This is a genomic window from Candidatus Solincola tengchongensis (assembly GCF_015711935.1).
GTDB classification, from domain to species: domain Bacteria; phylum Actinomycetota; class Geothermincolia; order Geothermincolales; family RBG-13-55-18; genus Solincola_A; species Solincola_A tengchongensis.
The window spans coordinates 1-15,612 of sequence record NZ_JACVJJ010000114.1 but is presented as its reverse complement, the minus strand read 5'-3'; the positions used below and the strand labels follow the sequence as shown (position 1 = coordinate 15,612).

The following is a 15,612-nucleotide window of genomic DNA, read 5'->3' as shown; positions in this document are numbered from 1 at the left end:
TGGAGATAACGCATTGAATGGACGAAGATTGAAAAAAAACCGGCTTGTTCCCGCGGAGGTGAAAGCGACCTCCGAGGATGAGGCCCCTTTTGGCTTTAAGGGGAGATGGGGTGGAGTTGCGCAGGCATGCCGGGAGGCCGTCGAACGGAGATCGGGACGGGGAGGCGGAGAGAGCCTTAACCCCACGGAGAGTAAAATGAGTCACGTGGAAACTTGAGCCGCCCCGGGAGGTGAAAGGCGTGAAGGGCCGGAGGAACACGTGGATCGCCGTCGTCGTATCGGCGGTCCTGATCGTCTCCTTCGCCATCGGTATGCCCATACTCTACCAGCGCCTGCGCAGCAGCGCCGCCCAGGAGAGCACCACTGCGGCCGGGGAATCCGAGTCCCGCCCCCTCTATCACGACGAGCTCCTCGGACCTCCCTTATCCTTCGAGACCCCTGCCTACATCCGCATACCGGCCATCGGGCTGGAAGAGGAGGTCAGGGAGGGAAGCGACGACGAGGAGGAGCTGTACCGCCTCCTCGCCCAGGGCCCCATCCACCTCCCCCATACCGGCTTCCCGGGCTGGCCGGGTAACTGCGTTATAAGCGGACACCGCACGACCTACACCCGCCCCTTCAACCGGTTGGACGAGCTCCGGCCCGGCGATCCAATCTACATCCGTAACCCACGCGGCATCTACGAATACAGGGTCTACCAGACCAGATACGCCAACCCCGCCGAGAACGTGACGCTCCAGACCGAGGAGCCCGTGCTCACCCTGACCACCTGTGCCCCCGAGGGCAGTTCCAGGCAGCGCCTGGTGATACGCGCCTCGCTTTCCTCCTTCACCCCGGTGGAAGAGCTGGAGGAGTGAGGCGGAAAACCCACCCCCGCTTCAAACGGTTTTAAAAGGCGGCAGATGCGCCGGCCGGAACCCCTTCCTCCGCATCGGGAAAGCGGGGCGATGGACCGAAAGGTCTCCGCATGGGAACCGTGGAGCAAGAACGGCGAGAGTGCCGTGCCTAACGGCCTTCCGAACCTTGGTAGGGAGATATCCGGAGTAAGGGGGACGGCAGGGAAAAGGACGGTGCCGGGAACGGAAAAGGCCACTGCACAGGACGGGAGGCGGATTTGCCGGCCCTCCCTCAAGGCGCCTCCCGGGATCAGGTCGTCCTTACCTCCAGCCGCAGGATATGATTTTCCAGGAATTGGTAGGTGACCTCCGACTCCCTCTCCTCCAGGGACTCGAACACGGAGGCCACGTAGCCCGCCAGCCGGGGCGGATGGAATGGGTTCCCCAGCACCATCTCCAGATGCCCCGTCCCGTAGGTCAGCTCGAGGGGTATCCCGTATCCAAAAGCCGTCAGGCGTTCAGCCATCTCCCGGTAAACCTCGCCTTCGCTGCGGGCGGAGAAGGCGGGCGGGTTCTTCAGGTGGTAATTTCTGGTTATCTCCATCAGGTCCTTCTCCAGCTCGTGCCCGGTCATCTCCTCCAGCTCCTTTATGATGCTCAGCAACACGTAGCCGGTGCTGAAGATGTAGCGCTCCCCGTTGAGGCGGTGGTATATGGCACCGTCCTCCTCCCTCCACTCGAGGACGGTGAGTGGGGAAGGCAGACCGCATGAGGGACAGGAAGCGTATCCCGCGCCCGCCGGCCGGATGTCCTCCCGCACCTCGGCCAGTTCCCGCTTGGCTTCCCGCAGGCGTTGGAGCGCCTTGCGGTCCAATTCCCCTATCTCCCGCTCCTCAGCGGCGGGCACGGCGGTGAGCAGGTACTCCTCGCCTTCCTGGAACCATGCCATCCGAGCGGGCTTGCCCTCCACCAGCTCGTAGAAGCCCTTGGCGCCCCAGACGATGGAGATGATGTCGAAGGGGTTCGCCACACGGACGACCACCATGCCGTGGCGGTGGAAATCCTCCAGCCTCAACCGCCCGAACCCGAAAAGGGCCATCTCATCCACCACTCGCTGGATCACCGAGGCGTAGGGGAGGGAACGCACCAGGAGGCGGCGCCAACCGTAGAGAACGTTGCGCTCCAGGTATTCATGGACCGAGGCCTTCTGCCCGCGGACGTAGAGTTCGGTGATGTTCACGCCCAGCCTGCTCTCCAGTTCCGACCACAGGAAGGGATAGTAGGAGGCCTCGAAGAAGACCATGCGCGATGTTGGGTCGCTTCGCGAGGTCACGGTTCCGCTGGCCCGCCAGACATAGCGGCGGGAGAGATGGCGGGGCAGGCCGCACCGGCGGCAGCGGGAAAGGCTCATGCTCGGCTGATCACCTCCCACATACCGAACATAGGGCTTTGCCGGGCGGGGTTTCCGCGGCAGGGGCCTCGGCGATCCCCGTCCTCTTCACCAGCCGCGCCTGGAAGGCTTCAGGGGGCCGCCGTCCCGGCAAGCTCGGCCATCCGGTCCAGGACCTTGTTCAACTGCTCCATCTTCTCGCCGTAACCCGCCCAATCGCCGGAGCGCAGCGCCGCCTGAGCCTCGTCGTAGAGGCGGTTGGCCTCCGCCACCAGGGCCGCCAGGTCGCCCCCGGGTTGAGGTTGGGGCTGCGGCTGGGGCGGCTGTGGAGCGGCTTCCCCGCCGAAGAGGGCGCGCAGCGCCTCCTGAAGGGTGGGCTTCATCTCCACCTTGTCCCCAAAGCCCACGATGACCCTCTTGAGCTGCGGGATGGCCGGGTTGGTGGCCAACAGGTAGAGCGGCTCCACGTAGATGAGGGACTCCTCGATGGGGATGACCAGGGTGTTCCCCCGGATGACCCGGGAACCGGCCTGGTTCCACAGGGTTATCTGCTCCGATATCTCCGTCTTCTGGTCCACCAGGGACTCGAACTGCTGGGTTCCGTTCACCAGCTTCCCCGCCGGGAAGGAGAAGTTGAGTAGCCTTCCGTAATTGGGGAAGTCGCAGCGGGCCGCCACCCAGTCCACCATGTTTGACTTCCCCCTGGGGTTGAAGGGGAGCATGATCACCATCTCCTCCCTCTCCTCCCCGGGGATCTTGAGGATCACGTAATAGGGAGTCACCGGCTGCGGCTCCGCCCCCGCCCCGTAGGTCTCGGTGGACACGTCCCAGACGTCCTCCTTCTGGTAGAAGGCGCTGACGTCGTTTATGTGATAGGTGCGGAACATCTCCATCTGGATGGAGAAGAGGTCCTCCGGATAGCGCACATGCCGCTTGAGGTCCTCGGGCATCTCCTCCATGGGGGTGAAGAGGTGGGGGAAGATCCTCCCGTAGGTGAGGGCTATGGGGTCCTCGGGGTCGGCCAGGTAATAGGTGAGCCTCCCGTCGTAGGCGTCGATGACCACCTTCACCGAGTTGCGGATGTAATTGAAATCTCCGTTGTAGGGCTCGGAATAGGGATAGAGGTCGGTGGTGGTGTAGGCATCGATGATCCAGGCCAGCCGGCCCTCCTCGGTGACCACCAGGTAGGGGTCCCCGTCCAGGCGGAGGAAGGGGGCCACCTCCAGGGCCCGCTCCTTGATGTCGCGACGGAACATGAGGCGCGAATCGCGGTGGATGTAGCCGCTGAAGAGGAAGGATATGTCGCGGTTACGGATGGTGAAGGCCAGCCTCCTCAGAAAACCGGAGACCGGGATCCCTCCCATGCCCTCGTAATAGGGCTCCACGTACTTGTTGGTGTTGCCCAGGGGATAGTCGATCTCCGGCGCTCCCGTGCGCACCACCACGTAGTCGTGCGCCTTCTCCCCGTAATAGATCTCCGGACGGGTTATCTCCACCCCCATGCCCTCCTCGGAGACCGGCGGTATGTCCCTGACCAGCAGCACGGGGTCGCCCTCCTCGGTTATCCGGTTGGTGGGGCTCATGACCACCCCGTAACCGTGGGTGTAGGAGAGGTGCACGTTCTGCCAGGAACGAGCGTCCTCGCGCAGCTGGTTCACGTCCAGCTCCCGACCGGAGACCAGCATCTGGGTGTACTTCCCGTCGAACACCGTGTAACGCTCCACGTCAACGTCACCGAAGTCGTACTCCTGCCGCAATTCCTGGCGCTGGTTGTAGACCTGCTGCACCAGGCGCGGGTCCCAGATGCGGATGTTGCTCACCGTTGCCTCGTTGGCCAGTATGTCCTGGTAATCCAGGTCCGCGGAGGCCGGGAAAAGGCGCCTCTCCACCGTGGCCCCTTCACCTTCGTCCTGGATGCGGAAGGCGTCCTGGGTGAACTCGATGTTGTAGCCTATGTACTCGCTCTCCCTGGCCAGTTCCTTGGGCTTGACCACATAGGTCTGGACGATGAAGGGGTAGAGGGACCCGGCCAGGAGGGAGACGATCACGATGCCCACCACTCCGGCCAGGGGAAGGCGCCAGCCCCGGTAGCGGATGTTGAGCAGGAACAGGGTGGCGCAAACCAGGCAAGTGGCGATGAGTATCCAGTAGGCCGGGATGCGTGCGTGCAGGTCGGTGTAAGTGGCGCCGGCCACCGGCCCGTTGTGGGAATGGAGCAGGGAAAGCATGTCCAGGCGGAAACGCCAGGCCTGGACCAGGAGCAGGAGCCCGGCAAGGACGGAGAGGTGGGCCTTCACGTGAGGCGCGAAACGGCGCCCCTTGGCCCCGAAGTTGATGGCCCCGTACAGGAAATGCACGGCCACCGCGGCGAGGGCGGTGAAGAAGAGCACGGTGAACAGCCAGCCGCTGAAATAACGCAGGAGGGGGAACTCGAAGACGTAGAAACCCAGGTCCTTGCCGAAGACGGGGTCCGCCTTGCCGAAGGAGGCGTGGTTGAAGAACTTCAGGACGTTCTCCCACTGCGCGGCCGATCCCCATCCGACGAAAAAGGAGATCACGGCGGACCCTATGAGCAGGCCCCGGTCCAGCCACCGCCCCGCGCTCTCCCTGAAGCGCAGCACCGACTCCTCCACGGGGGAGAGCTCGGAGAGCGGCCTCTCGTAGCGGGGGGTGATCCGCCTGGCCAGGTAGACGTTCCCGTAGAATACGGCGAAGAAGAGGGCTGCGAAGGTGAAGAAGAGCCATATCTGGGTGACGAGCCTCTTCCAGAACACGGATGTGTAACCGACCTCCCTGTACCACAGATAGTCGGTGTAGAAGGTGGAGAGCCAGGACGCGCTGAGCAGGAGCACCACCAGGACGAGGATGAGGATGCCCGCAATCCACTTGGTGCGCGGGCTTATCCTGCCCCACCTCTCCCGGAAGCCCCCTCCCTCATCCCGGACCTCCTTCCGGCTCAGGAAGGGCAATTCCTCCCTCCCCGACCGGCGGAAGAGGGATTCCCAGGGAAAGCGGTTCTCCTCCAAGTCTCTTCTCCTTCACTCCAAACCGAGTCCTTCACTCCATCGCCTCATCCCCGGTCCTTCAATCCATCCCGGGTTCGCACGGGAAAGGCCATTCTCCGCCAAGGCATCTCCCGGCGCGATACGACGACCTCTCTATACGTCCCCCGGCGCCTTCCCCACGGGCCTCATTTTGATCCCCAGGGTCCTCGTTTCATATGGTTCTATATGGTTTCGGCGGCTTGATACCTCCGCCCGATGCACGCCGGAGGGCCCATCTCTTTCGGTTCCGCCAACCCAGCGAGTCTCCCGCGGCGGAACCGGGCACCGGTCAAGGCCTTGACCTCTGCGGTCCCCACCTTCGGTTCATATCATGGCCACGTTCAAGGCGGGCATATATCCCCGTTCTCTATAATATTCCCACCTCCCAGTCCATTTCGGCCATACCCGGCCCCCGTCCCCCATTCGTCCCGCAAAGGCTCGTGCGCCCGCATACGGCCAAAACATGGCCACAGGACATCCGCAACCATACCCCTCCCATCCGCCCTTCGCCGCTCGACCCCGACCATCACAGGGTCCGCCTGCCCCGCCGAAAACCACATCCCAAACCCGACGCCGAGTTGTCCCTCCGGGCACGAACCTTCCCCCGATTCTCGGCCTGGAAAGGGAGATGGCGGCGAGGTGCCGCGAGTTCACCGGATGCCCGCCAGCTTCTTGTAGGCCTCCACCACCGCGGGGAGGTTTTCTCCCGCTCTCCCCAGGCAGACCAGGTCGGCCAGCTGGTCGTGGCAGGTGCTCACGGTGTTGAAGAAGATGAGCCTCCCTCCGCGTCGCTTGGTATATTCGGGAAGGGCGGCGGCAGGATAGACCTCCAGGCTGCAGCCGATGACCAGCATGAGGTCCGAGGTGGAGGCCAGTTCCGCCGCCCTGGCCAGCACCCTCGAGTCCAGGGGCTCCCCGAAGAAGACCACGTCCGGCTTGATGAGCGCCTGGTCCTGGGGACAGTAGGCCACCCTTTCCCCGCCGGCGCTCAGCTCCTTCATCTCCTCCAGGGTGAAGACGCGCCCGCAGCTCATGCAGTGGCCGGTGCGGTGCGTGCCGTGCAGTTCCAGCACCTCTGTGCTTCCCGCCCTCTGGTGCAGGTGGTCGATGTTCTGGGTTATCACCGCTCGACATTTACCTAATTTTTCCAATTCAGCGAGGGCGTAGTGTGCCGGGTTGGGCTCCGCCCCCTCCAGGAGCGGGTTGAGTTCCCTGGCCATCTCCCAGAACCGTTCCGGGTGATGGATAAAGGACTCGTAGGTGCCGTAGAGCAGCGGGTCGTATCTGCTCCAAAGGCCCCCCGGGCTGCGGAAATCGGGGATACCGGATTCCACCGAGATGCCGGCCCCGGTCAAGGCCACCACCTGAAAGGAATCCAGTATCATCTGCGCCGCGAGCCGGATGCGGTCCTTATGAAGATCCCGTTCCCCTGCCGAGCAGCTCATCCCGTTTTCCCTCCGTCGATCACATGGGGAAACCGCATGGGGAGATTATAACACGGCAGCGGGAAGCCCTCGCCTGCCGACGGGCGCGGGACGCGGAAGCGGGGATGAAGGGTCAGGGAACGGTACCCAGGCTGTTGTGCCCTCCCTCCCAGGCCTGGTGGTAGAGGAAATACATGGAGCGCTCCGCGACCAGGCCACGATCCGAGGCCACCTGGAGGGCGACGTCCCTGCCCTCACCCACCTCCCGGTTCACGAAGACGGTGACGCGCCTCCCGGGCGGCACCTCCAGGTCCTGCCCGCTCGTCTCCCCGCCGGAGAAGGCGTAGGTGACGTGCACGTTCGCCGTCTCCTCTCCCGGGTTGAAGAGGAGCAGCCACTCATCGAAACCGGCGTGGGTGCATCCCTCGGCGAAGTACCACTCCGGGGACGGAGAGGGGGCGCCAACGGTGATGTGCCCGCCGTCCCACATCCCCCCGTAATTGAAGTACATGGGGCGCTCGGCCACTATGGGCTGGCTGGAATGCACGGAGAGGGCCACGTCCCGCCCCGGGCCCACCTCCTGGTTGACGTTGACCGTGAAACGCCTCCAGGCGGGGAGGGAATAGGTCCGGGATTCCGAGTCCCCGTCGGCGAAGAGGTATCTCACCTCCACGGTGGCCTCCTCGGCTCCCGGATTGGCCAGGCAGAGCCACTCCTCGAAACCGGCGTGGGTGCATCCCTCGGCGAAGTACCAGTCCTGGGAGAGCTCTTTCGCCGGGAGGGAGCAGTGGCCGCCGCGCCAGTCCGTCCCGTAACGGAAATAGACGGAGCGTTCGGCGTATATCCGGTCCTGGGCAGTGACCTGCAGGGCCACGTCACGGTCCGATCCGATCTCGGAGTTCACGTAGATGTTGGTGCGGGAATGGGCGGGAAGGTTGTAATAACGGATACGGTTGGCTCCCTGGGCCACCATGTAGGTCACGGTGACCGTATACTGGCTCTCATAGGGATTGAAGAGGGTCAGCCACTCCTCGAATCCCGCCCTCGTGCACCCCTCGGCGAAATAGGCGGGCACGGCCTGGGGCTGCTGGTAAACGGTGAAGGGATAGGGATTGCTGGAGCCCATGAGGGTGGTGACCACCACCGGACCGCTGGTGGCCCCTTCGGGCACCACCACCACGATGTAGGTATCCGTCCACAGGATGGCCGTCCCGGCATCCACGCCGTTGAAGGTGACCGTGCACACCCCGGGAACCTGCATGGGGCCGAAGTCCGTGCCCTGGATGGTCACCGGGATCCCCGGCCAGGCGGCGGAGGGGAAGATGTTCTCGATGACCGGAACCTGCTGGGCGACCACGTCCCCCACACCCGAACGCCTCCCCGCACCTCCACCGGGTGACGCCGCGGCGTGCGGGACCACGAGGAGCAAGGCGACCGCCGCGAGGACGGCACCGCGCAGGAAACGGAATCGATAACCAAGATCTTCCATGGGACTCCCCCCGACATCGTTATCCTTATCAACCGCCGAAACGGGCCTACGGCCGGCCCGACGACTTCCTCAATCCAACATCGCGGACCGCATACCCATTATAACCCCACAGCGGGGGAACCCCGCTCCCTCAAGCCACAGCGAGGTCCGGCGATACGAAGGGCGGGAAATACAGGCCGGGCACCAGAATTCGGAACATCGCCGCCCTCTTCCCGGCCGAAAACCCCTGTTCCTTCACGCGCGCCGAAGGTTCTGAATAAGCGTCCTGGCGGCGCGTTGCCTTCCTCCGGTCCGAAAACCCCCGTTCCTTCACGCGGGCCGGAGGTTCTGAGATAATATTTAAGGCGGCGGACAGAAAGGGGCGCTGATGCAAGGAAGGATCCTCATAATCGACGACGAGCCCGAGATACTCAACGCCGTCAAGTTCTACCTCGAGGACGAGGACTTCGAGGTCCACGTGACCACGGACGGGACACGCGCCGTGGAGCTGGCGGAGTCCGTACGGCCGGACCTCATAATCCTCGACGTGATGATGCCCGTCCTGGACGGCATCCAGGTCTGCCGCCAGCTGCGTTCCCGCACCCGCACGCGCATGATACCCATCATCTTCCTCACCGCCCGGGAATCGGTAGAGGACAAGATAAGGGGTCTGGAAGCTGGCGGGGTGGACTATATAACCAAACCCTTCGTGAACCAGGAACTCCTGGCGCGCATCAAGGCCCACATCCGGCTCAGCCAGGAGAACCTGGCCGGGCACCCGGTAACCGGGCTCCCCGGGGCTTCCTCCGTGGAGGAGGAGGTGAACCGCAGGCTGCACGAGGGCAGGATATTCACCGCCGTCTTCGCCGAGGTGGAGCACATGCAGGAGTACCGCGAGGCCTACGGGGTGAGCCGCGGCGACCGCTTGCTCCTGCAACTGTCCCGGATGTTCGAGGAGGAGATGGAAAACCTCGCCAGGGGGGAGGGGTTCCTGGGCCACGCCTCCTATTACGACTTCGTGTTCCTCTGCCCCCCGGACAAGGCGGAGGCCCTTTGCTCCCGCCTCGTGGAACGCTTCGAGTCCGAGAAGGGGGAGTTCTATCTCGAGCAGCACCGCAGGCGGGGAGAGCTGGTGTACTACGACTACCGGGGGAACACGGTACACGCTCCCCTGGTCAAGCTGGTGCTGGGCGGAGTCTGCAACTCCCGCCGCTTCGTGGCCACCTATACCGCCCTGGCGGAGTGGTCGGCGCAGGCGCTCATGAAGGCCCGCTCCTACGGGAGGAGCGCGTTCGTCCTGGAGGAATGAGGTTGGCCGGGGAACTGGTCCTGGTGGTGGACGACGAGCCCAACATCGTGGAACTGGCCCGCCTCTACCTGGAGAAGGAGGGCTTCCGGGTGGCCGAGGCGCGCAGCGGGGAGGAGGCCCTCCGCCTCTTCGAGGAGTTGCATCCGACCCTCATGGTCCTGGACATCATGATCCCCGAACCGGACGGATGGGAGGTGTGCAGGCGCATCCGCTCCCGCTCCACCCTTCCCATAATCATGCTCACCGCCCGGGAGGACGAGGTGGACAAGGTGGTGGGGCTGGAACTGGGGGCCGACGATTACCTGACCAAGCCATTCAGCCCCCGCGAACTGGTGGCCAGGGTGAAGGCGGTGCTGCGCCGCACCAGTCTCTCGGGAGAACCGCGGGACGTGCTGCACGTCGACGACCTGGTGATCGACTCCTCCCGGCGGAAGGTTTTCCAGCGGGAAAGAGAGGTCGAGCTGACTCCCCGCGAGTTCGACCTCCTCTATACCCTGGCTCTCAACAGAGGCATCGTGCTCAGCAGGGAGAAGCTGCTGGAGAGGGTCTGGGGTTATGACTATTACGGGGACACGCGGACGGTGGACGTGCACATCCGCCACATCCGGGACAAGCTGGGCGACAACCCGCAGGAGCCTCGGTACCTGGAGACGGTATGGGGGGTCGGGTACAAGTTCCGGGAAGGTAAGCGATGAGGCCCCACCGAAGGACCAGGCCCCTGTTCCGCTCCCTACGCGCCCGCTTCCTCTTCCACTTCCTCGTCCTCACCGCCCTCAGCCTCCTCATATTCGGCTCCCTGTTCGCCTACTTCATCTGGAGGGAGAACCGGCGGCTCCTGGACCGGGCCCGTTCCGAGCTGGTGGAGCAGGCCAAGGAGATGGCGCGCGATCTCCAGCTGGCGCTCTCCCTCTCCCGCCAGTACCCGGACATGCCCCTGGTCAACCTGGAGCGCCTGGCCCAGCTGCTCCGCCTGGAGGGCAAGCTGATAAACGCCCTCAGCCTGGTGGTCAGCCGGGAAGGGGTGGTCATAGCGCCCCGCCCCCTCGCCCCGCGCGTCCCGAGGCGCCTGGAGGCGGACATCCTGGCGGAGGACGAGGTCAAGGCGCAGGAGATGGAGCTTCCCCAGCTGGGCAAGGTGATGGTGGTCTCCCTTCCGCTGGACCAGCCGGGACAGGACCAGGGGAAGGAGTACTTCAACCTGGTGGTCATCAAGGGGATGGAGGACCTCGTGACCTCGCCCGCCTCCACCCTGACCCGTTACCTGGCGCTGGCGGGCGCCGTGGCCCTGGCGGTCAGCGTGCTGTTGGCCCTCTACCTGAGCAACTACGTCTCCCGGCCGCTGCACGACCTCAGCCTGGCCGCCTGGGACCTGGCCCATGGCGACCTGGAGCGCAGGGTAGAGGTCTCCGGCGGGGACGAGATCGCCAAGCTCTCGGAATACTTCAACTACATGGCGGAGAGGATAGCCCGCAGCACGCGCCTGCAGAAGGAGTTCGTGGCCAACGTCTCCCACGAGATACGCACGCCCCTGACCTCCATCGAGGGGTTCTCCCAGGCCCTCCTGGACGGGGTGGTGGAGAGCGGGGAGGACCGCAGGCGATACCTGGAGATCATCGTGCGGGAGTCCAGCCGTCTCAAGAGGGTGCTCTCCCAGCTCCTGGCCCTCTCCCGCATCGACGCGGGGGCGTGGGCCCTCCACCCCTCCCCCATTTCACCGCGCGAGTTCCTAGAAGGCCTGGCCGAGAAGCTGCGCCCCAGGGCGGAGGAAAAGGGGCTCCGGTTCTCACTGCAGCTCGCCGAGGGCCTTCCCGGGGTGGAGACGGACGCCGACGCCCTGGAGCAGGTCCTCACCAACCTGGTGGACAACGCGGTGAAGTTCACACCGCCGGGAGGAACGGTCACCCTCTCCGCCGACCGCATACCCGCCGGCGCCCTCCGTATCCAGGTGAGGGATACGGGAAAGGGCATACCGCCCGAGGACCTGGACAGGGTCTTCGACCGTTTCTTCCGGGTGGAACGCTCCCGATCCCAGGACCACGGAGGTTCCGGGCTGGGGCTGGCTCTGTGTCGCGAGCTGGTCACCCTCCTGGGAGGGAGGATCACCGCCTGGAGTGAACCGGGCCGGGGGAGCGTCTTCACCGTCGACCTCCCGGAGCGCCTTTCCATGGGGAGGTGAGCATGCCCGAGCTCCCGGAGGTGGAGACGATCCGCCGCCAGCTGGACCCCGAGCTCCGCGGGGCGCGCATCACAGGTGTGGAGGTGCACCTGCCTAGGTTGGTAAAATATCCCAGCCCATTGAGTTACCGCCGCGCTCTGCGGGGAAAGAGGATCCTGGAGGTAGGGCGGAGGGGGAAATACCTCCTCCTGCGCCTGGAGGGCGGCCGGATACTGGTCGTCCACCTGGGGATGAGCGGTTCCCTGCGTTTCGCCTCCCCGGGTGGTGAACGGCCCCGCCATACCCACCTTGTCTTCCATCTGGATGACGGAAGGGAACTCCTCTACGTGGACCCGCGCACCTTCGGGGAGACCGCCCTCCTGCGGGAAGGCGACCTAAGCCCTCTTCCCGGCCTGGACCGGCTTGGCCCCGAGCCCCTGGAGGCGGGGTTCACCCCCGGCGAGCTGGCGCGGGCCCTGCGGGGCAGGTGCCGGGTCAAAGCGGCCCTTCTCGACCAGTCCCGGGTGGCGGGCATCGGCAACATTTACGCCGACGAGGCGCTGCACCGCGCCGGCATCCATCCTCTGCGCCGGCTGGACGAGCTGGAAGGGGAGGAGATGGAAAGCCTGCACCGGGCCATGCGCGAGGTGCTCTCCGAGGCCCTGAGCCGCGGCGGTTCCTCGGTGAACGACTACGTCGACACCCGGGGCGAGAAAGGGAGCTTCCAGGCCAGCCACCGCGTCTACCGGCGCGCCGGCGAGCCCTGCTTCCGTTGTGGAGAGCTCATCCGAAAGGTCCGGGTCGCCGGCCGCGGGACCTATTTCTGCCCCCGCTGCCAGCGCTGAGGCACGAGGGCGCGCCGCCTCTCATCCCTGTATCCCGGCGGTAGGAAGGAGGAGTACCTGCGTCACCTCGCCATCTTTTGCGGGACGCTTCGGCACGGGCCGGAATGCGGTGAGGGTGGCCCCCCAGAACATGGCCAGGGCACGGGTGAGCCCGAGGCTGGACTTCCCGTTGCGCCGCCGCCTCATCTTCACCGGGACCTCCCGGACCACGAGGTCGCGGCAGACGAGGAGGTGCAGGTCGGAGACCTCGGGGTAGCGCACCGCCTTCCTCTCCGCCAGAAGGGACATAGCGTGGCGGGAATAGGAGCGGAAACCGGAGGTGGGATCGGAGAAGTCACGGCGCACCCACAGCCGGAGGAGGAAACGGAAATAGGCCATCCCCGCCCGCCGCGGGAAGGTTATCCTGCCCTCGTACCCCCCTCCCTCCAGAAAGCGTGAACCCACCACCACGTCCGCATTCCCCTTGAGAACCGGCCAGAGGAGGGAGGGCACGCACTCCACGGGGTGCTGGCCGTCGCCGTCCAGCCTCACCACGGCCCGGTAACCCTTCCGCAGGGCGAAGGCCATGCCCAGGCGCATCATCTCCCCCAGGCCGAGGTTCTTCTCCGACCGCAGGACCATGGCGCCCGCCTGCAGCGCCTCCGCGGCGGTCCCATCCTTAGAGCCGTCGTCCAGGACCAGGACATCCAGGGTGGGATACCTCTCGCGGACCTCGCTCACCACCTTCGCCACGTTCCCCTCTTCATCGCGGGCGGGGATCATCACCAGGGTACCGTTTCCCTCTCCGGCCCCCCACTCCCGCGGCTCCAAGGGCCAGCGAGCAGGACCTTCCTCTCCGCCGTCCCCCTTTCCTACGGAGCGACGCCTCACGGCATCCAGGAGTACCACCAGGGCCGCCAGAGCGGAAAGCACATAGGCCACCCACATGGGCAGGACCGTTCCCATGTCCTTCACCTCCTCGACCTCCGAGTCTTTGGCATCCTTCCGTACCACCAGGTAGGGCCCCGCCCCACCCGCCACCGACCAGCCCCGCCGGGATAGAGGCCCTCCGCCAAATACAGGTCCGGAGAGCTTGCCGGCCACGGCAGGTGTGGCGATGATCGCCAGGTCGGCCTGGTCCGGCCCGGCCTCCCCGGCCTCGGGACGAACCTCGTGGAACATGCCCCGCGTGGCGTATCTCCCGGTCATGGCGTAGATGAAATCCCCCAGTATGCCGCTGGACACATACACCAGGTCACCCGGCTCGCTGCATCTCTCCACCAGCCGCACCAGCTCCATGTTCTCGGGGCCAAAGGCCGTGGCGCCTCCCGCAGGCAGGCGGAGCTCCTGCAACCCCGCCAATGCGGTGAGCGACGTGGGCTGGAACTTAAAACGGGGAGAGGAGGAGGCACGCTCGGAAGTGGAGGGGGGCGCGAACCGCGGAAGGCCTCTGCCGGCGGGCATCCCTCCTCCTCCCGGAGCCGCGGCCGCCGGGGAGGTGCCCCGGCCGGGTCCGGGGACCGGATGCCGCATCCCAGAGCCGGGAGACGAACCCCAGGAGAATACGGGATCCGCCGCCAGCAGGGGGAGGAGCAGGGCACAGGAGGCCGCGGCCACCAGGGCAGACGACCAGGCCGGCGAGCTCACCCACCTCTCCAGCCTCCTGCGGCCGGTCTCGAAAAGCGCGTCCAGGGCCACCGCGCCCAGCATGGCCAGGGGAAGGAAGACGTGCCCCTGCCAGAACCGGTTGGGATAGAAGAAGGCTATAGGCACCATGGAGAGGAAAAAGGAGGGCAGCAGGAAGTAACTTCCCTTCTTCCGGTAACAGACCACCATCCCGGCGGCGGCGGCGATCCAGACAAGGATGTGGAGGGCGAATCCTCCCCCCGCCCCCGGCTCCGAGAAGCTCAAGGAGGAGAGGTTGTCGAGGACGACCAGCGCCCAGGGTATGTAGAGCAGGTAGGCCGCGGCCAGCACGGCGAGTATCCTCCTCCAGTACTCCCGGCGGTGCACGAGGTAGATAAGAAGCGCCAGGGCCAGAAGGTGGCCCAGGACCAGGTGGGAGTACAGGCTCAGCGCGAGGAGCACGGAGGCTGCAGCCCTCCTTCCCCTCTCCAGGGCCAGGAAGAGCAGGGGCGCAATGACCAGAACCAGGGAAGCGGCGATGGTCACCCCCGTCTGCCAGAGAAAGGCGGCGGGCACGGCCAGCAGGAGCAGGGAGAGGAAAGCGGCACGGGAGCCGAACAGCTGCCGCATGGCCCACCACAGGGCGAGCATGATGAGCGGGAACATGAACATGCAGACCAGGGTGATGGTGGTGGCCTCGGAGAGCCCCATGTCCTCCAGAAAGGACATGCCCACATGCAACAGGGGTGGGTAGAGGTGCGGCCGACCCGCGGGGGCGAAGTCCCAGAAATCCCAGGTGGTCACCCCTCCGGCCTCCCGGAACCCCCGCGTCACGGCCATGTGGTAGGGAGCGTCCAGGAACACCGGGTAGAGGGAGTGATTGGCCAGGATGAGGGCCAGGACGAGCAGCATGAAGAGGAGGGAGAGCACGTCCCAGATGCCCAGCCTCCCTCGGAATCGCTTCTCCGGCTTCTCAGTCCTTCCCATCCCCTCTCCTCCGTCCGGGACGGGCCTTCCCACTTTCCTGCATAGATAATCAGCGCCGGGTTTTAAGTTTCTCTTGGCCGGATGTAAAGATTCGGTTAAGAGAGGTGACGAGGGGCATCCCACAGTGATGGCCTACCTTCTCATGTATTGGCCTTAAGGTTTGAGCCCGCGACACGGGTTGCTCTCGCCCGATGACACACCTCGCTCTCTGTGACGGGTGAACGCCGAGAGAATCATCGGCCAAGCGCCTCGAGGCCAGCGGCCAGATGTCGGGCTCAGCCAGCGGACGGCAAGCCCGCCGGGAACCACGCCGTCGGGGAGAGCACAGGGAAAAACGCGGGTCCGGCTACCATGCACGGTAGACCAGGGGCCCCCGCAGCCCCAGGACGGGGATTTGCCCGGCGATCGTGAGTAGTCGCAGGCAGAAGAACCGCTCTTTTCGCTCAGGGAAAAGAAAAAAACTGCGCATCGTAGGGGGGCGGCTCCGGAAGGACCCGGTGAGCGGTAGCCGCGGGGTCAGCGGGGGTTAACGGAAGTACATGGGGCGCT

Annotated in this window: 10 protein-coding genes; 5 read left to right on the top strand and 5 right to left on the bottom strand. The window is 65.3% G+C overall.

Annotation, left to right across the window (positions count from 1 at the left end; genetic code table 11):
• The first annotated feature begins 239 nt into the window (after positions 1-239).
• Positions 240-857 carry a sortase gene (locus tag H7007_RS12030; RefSeq protein ID WP_287155553.1) on the top strand — a complete coding sequence of 206 codons (618 nt, stop codon included), beginning with the start codon at positions 240-242 and terminating at the stop codon, positions 855-857.
• Between the two features lie 289 nt (positions 858-1,146).
• On the opposite strand, the gene H7007_RS12025 is transcribed toward H7007_RS12030, so the two are convergent.
• The 4 genes from H7007_RS12025 to H7007_RS12010 all read right to left on the bottom strand — a co-directional run bounded on the left by H7007_RS12025 (position 1,147) and on the right by H7007_RS12010 (position 8,183).
• A complete protein-coding gene (locus tag H7007_RS12025) occupies positions 1,147-2,247 on the bottom strand; it encodes a hypothetical protein (RefSeq protein ID WP_287155552.1) in 1,101 nt (366 codons plus the stop codon).
• Between the two features lie 110 nt (positions 2,248-2,357).
• Positions 2,358-5,252 carry a UPF0182 family membrane protein gene (locus H7007_RS12020; RefSeq protein WP_287155551.1) on the bottom strand — a complete coding sequence of 965 codons (2,895 nt, stop codon included), beginning with the start codon at positions 5,250-5,252 and terminating at the stop codon, positions 2,358-2,360.
• A gap of 668 nt (positions 5,253-5,920) precedes the next feature.
• Positions 5,921-6,715, bottom strand: coding sequence for an SIR2 family NAD-dependent protein deacylase (locus H7007_RS12015; RefSeq protein ID WP_287155550.1), 795 nt, complete (start codon positions 6,713-6,715; stop codon positions 5,921-5,923).
• A 112-nt stretch (positions 6,716-6,827) separates the two neighbouring features.
• Positions 6,828-8,183 (bottom strand): IPT/TIG domain-containing protein, encoded by a 1,356-nt coding sequence (locus H7007_RS12010; RefSeq protein ID WP_287155549.1) that lies wholly within the window; start codon positions 8,181-8,183, stop codon positions 6,828-6,830.
• A 367-nt stretch (positions 8,184-8,550) separates the two neighbouring features.
• Here H7007_RS12010 and H7007_RS12005 point away from each other — a divergent pair, with 367 nt between their 5' ends.
• Genes H7007_RS12005 through mutM form a run of 4 tightly spaced genes read left to right on the top strand, consistent with a single transcriptional unit; the run spans position 8,551 to position 12,471 of the window.
• A complete protein-coding gene (locus tag H7007_RS12005; protein WP_287155548.1) occupies positions 8,551-9,471 on the top strand; it encodes a response regulator in 921 nt (306 codons plus the stop codon).
• A 2-nt stretch (positions 9,472-9,473) separates the two neighbouring features.
• Complete coding sequence (locus H7007_RS12000; protein ID WP_287155547.1) at positions 9,474-10,166, top strand: response regulator transcription factor; 693 nt, start codon at positions 9,474-9,476, stop codon at positions 10,164-10,166.
• Positions 10,163-11,647: a sensor histidine kinase gene (locus H7007_RS11995; RefSeq protein WP_287155546.1), complete on the top strand. Its 1,485-nt coding sequence runs from the start codon at positions 10,163-10,165 to the stop codon at positions 11,645-11,647. Before H7007_RS12000 ends, H7007_RS11995 begins: the two co-directional genes overlap by 4 nt.
• Before the next feature lie 2 nt (positions 11,648-11,649).
• Complete coding sequence (gene mutM / locus H7007_RS11990) at positions 11,650-12,471, top strand: bifunctional DNA-formamidopyrimidine glycosylase/DNA-(apurinic or apyrimidinic site) lyase (protein WP_287155545.1); 822 nt, start codon at positions 11,650-11,652, stop codon at positions 12,469-12,471.
• Positions 12,472-12,492: 21 nt separating this feature from the next.
• Here mutM and H7007_RS11985 read toward each other — a convergent pair whose 3' ends face one another.
• On the bottom strand, positions 12,493-15,063 hold the full coding sequence (locus tag H7007_RS11985) for a glycosyltransferase family 2 protein (protein ID WP_287155544.1): 2,571 nt from the start codon (positions 15,061-15,063) through the stop codon (positions 12,493-12,495).
• Between the last annotated feature and the right edge of the window lie 549 nt (positions 15,064-15,612).